Annotated in this window: 2 protein-coding genes; both read right to left on the reverse strand. The window is 71.5% G+C overall.

The window, feature by feature from the left end; all coding sequences use genetic code 11:
* Positions 1–1,425 (reverse strand): NADH-quinone oxidoreductase subunit NuoN (gene nuoN, locus G6031_RS17510; RefSeq protein ID WP_182653956.1); only part of this gene is annotated, 1,425 nt, incomplete at its 3' end.
* Positions 1,422–2,720, reverse strand: a 1,299-nt coding sequence (locus tag G6031_RS17515; RefSeq protein ID WP_182653957.1) for an NADH-quinone oxidoreductase subunit M, incomplete at its 5' end; no start/stop codon positions are given. The genes nuoN and G6031_RS17515, both read right to left, overlap by 4 nt.

The following is a 2,720-nucleotide window of genomic DNA, read 5'->3' on the forward strand; positions in this document are numbered from 1 at the left end:
GCCCGAGCCACCCGAGCCCCCGGAATCGGCGTCGCGGAAGAACATCACCACGATCACGCGCACGTAGAACGACGCCGCGATCGCGCTGGTGAGCACGCCGATCACCACCAGGGTCACCGCGCCCCCGGCCACGGCCGCCGAGAAGACGGCGAACTTGGCGATGAACCCGCTGGTCAGCGGGATCCCCGCCAGGGCCAGCAGCAGCACCGCGAACGCGCCCGCCACCAGCGGCTGACGCCGACCGAGCCCGGCCCAGGCCCGCAGGTCGCTGATCTCGGCACCGTCGGCGTCGCGGACCAGCCCGGCCACCGCGAACACGCCCACCGTGCTGACGGCGTACGCCGCGAGGTAGAACAGCATCGCCGTCGCCCCGGCGGCCTGGACCGCGATCACCCCGGTGAGCAGGAACCCGGCGTGGGCGATGGAGGAGTAGGCCAGTAGCCGCTTGACGTCGTTCTGCGCGACGCCCACGATCGTCCCCACGATCATCGTCAGCGCCGCGATCACCCACAGCACGGGCGCCCAGTCCGCCTCGAGCCCGGGCACCGCGGTGTGGAAGAAGCGCAGGATCGCGCCGAACGCGGCGACCTTGGTGCCGGCGGCCATGAACGCGGTGATCGCGGTGGGCGCGCCCTGGTAGACGTCGGGCGTCCAGGTGTGGAACGGCACGGCGCCGACCTTGAACAGCAGGCCCACCGACATCATGGCCACGCCGATGAGGATCAGCGGGCTGGCGCCCTCGGCCTCCACGACGTCGGCGATCCCCCGGTAGTCCACGGTCCCGGCGTAGCCGTACACCAGCGCGACGCCGTAGACGAAGAACGCCGAGGAGAACGCGCCCAGGAGGAAGTACTTGACCGCGGCCTCCTGCGAGAGCAGCCTTCGGCGCCGGGCCATCCCGCACAGCACGTACAGCGGCAGGGAGAGCACCTCCAGCGCGATGAACAGCGTGATCAGGTCGTTCGCCGCGGGGAACAGCATGAGGCCGCCCGTGGCGAACAGCGCGAGCGGGAAGATCTCCGTCTGGGTGAACCCGGCGCGCTCGGCCTCGCGTTCGCCCGAGCCGCCGGGGGCCACGGCGGCCTGGGGCGCGAAGCCCGCGAGCACCTTTCTGCGGGAGGCCGACGGGATCACGGTGCGTTCGCCGATCAGCAGGCCGGCGCCGAGGGCCACGACCACGGTCAGGCCCTGCAGGAACAGCGCCGGGCCGTCGACCGCGACCGCCCCCTCGGCCGTGACGATCCGGGTCCCGGCCAGGAGGACCACCGAGATGAGCGCGGCGGCGAGACCGCCCAGGTAGACGGCCATCTGTGTGCCATAGCGGCGCCGCGCGGGGACGAACGCCTCCACCAGTACGCTGACGATCCCCGCGCCGAACACCACGAGCAGCGGCGCGAGCGATCCGTACGCGATGTCAGGGGTCATCGGGTTCCTCCCACCAGCGCGACGGTGTGGGCGACCGCCGGTTCGATCACGTCCAACGCGGGCTGCGGGTAGAAGCCCAGCACGATCAGCGCCACCACCAGCGGGATCACCACCACGAGTTCCCGGGCGTCGAGATCCGGTGTCCGCGCGAGCCCGGGAGCCGGGGGTCCACCCATCACCCGCTGGTAGGTCCACAGGATGTAGACCGCCGCCAGGACGAATGTGCTCGTGGCGAGCACGGCGGCCACCGGGTACGGGCCGAAGGTCCCGATGAACACCAGGAACTCGCTGACGAACGGGGCCAACCCGGGCAGCGAGAGCGTGGCAAGGCCGGCGATGAGGAACGTCCCGGCCATCACGGGCGCGACCTGCTGGACACCGCCGTAGTAGCCGATCTCCCGGATGCGGTGCCGGTGGACGAGGAACCCGGCCACGAGGAACAACGCGGCCGTGGCGACGCCGTGGTTGACCATGTAGAGCGCCGATCCGGCCGCGGACTGCTCCGTCCTGGCGAAGATGCCCAGGACGATGAACCCGAAGTGGGAGATGGAGGCGTAGGCGATCAGCCGGAGCAGGTCGGTCTGGGCGATGGCCATCACGCCGCCGTAGACGATGCTGATCACCGCCAGCGTGACGAGCACCGGCGCCGCCGTGGCGGCCGCGTCCGGGAACAGCGGCAGGCTGTAGCGCAGCATCGCGAACGTGCCGACCTTGTCCACGACCGCCATCATCAGCACCGCCGAGGCGGGGGTCGCGGCCACGGCCGCGCCGGGCAGCCAGGTGTGGAACGGCCACAGCGGCGCCTTGATCGCGAAGGCCAGGGTGAAGGCCGCGAACATCAGCAGCGCCACGCCGGTCGTGATCTCGAGCCGGCCGTCCGCCACGGCCGCGGTGATGAGGCGGTAGTCGAACGTCCCGGCGCCGATCGATCCGCCGTCCGTCCCGGCGTCCCCCAGCCCGGCGCGGGCGGTGAGCACGTACAGCCCGATCACCGCGACGAGCATGACCAGCCCGCCGAGGAGGTTGTAGATGAGGAACCGCACGGCCGCCGCCGCCCGGTCGGCCCCGCTGGAATCGCTGCGGCCGAAGCCGCCGATGAGGAAGTACAGCGGGATGAGCATGGCCTCGAACGCGACGTAGAACAGCAGCACGTCCAGGCTGGTGAACGCCACCAGCGCCAACCCCTGCGTGGCCAGCATCAGCGCCGGGTACGCCTGCGCGCGTCGACTGTCGGACGCGGCGACATCGTGCCACCCGGCCAGTAGGAGCAGTGGCATGAGGGCGGCCGTGAGCAG

It is taken from the genome of Dietzia sp. CQ4 (genome assembly GCF_014145125.1).
Classification (GTDB): Bacteria; Actinomycetota; Actinomycetes; order Mycobacteriales; family Mycobacteriaceae; genus Dietzia; species Dietzia natronolimnaea.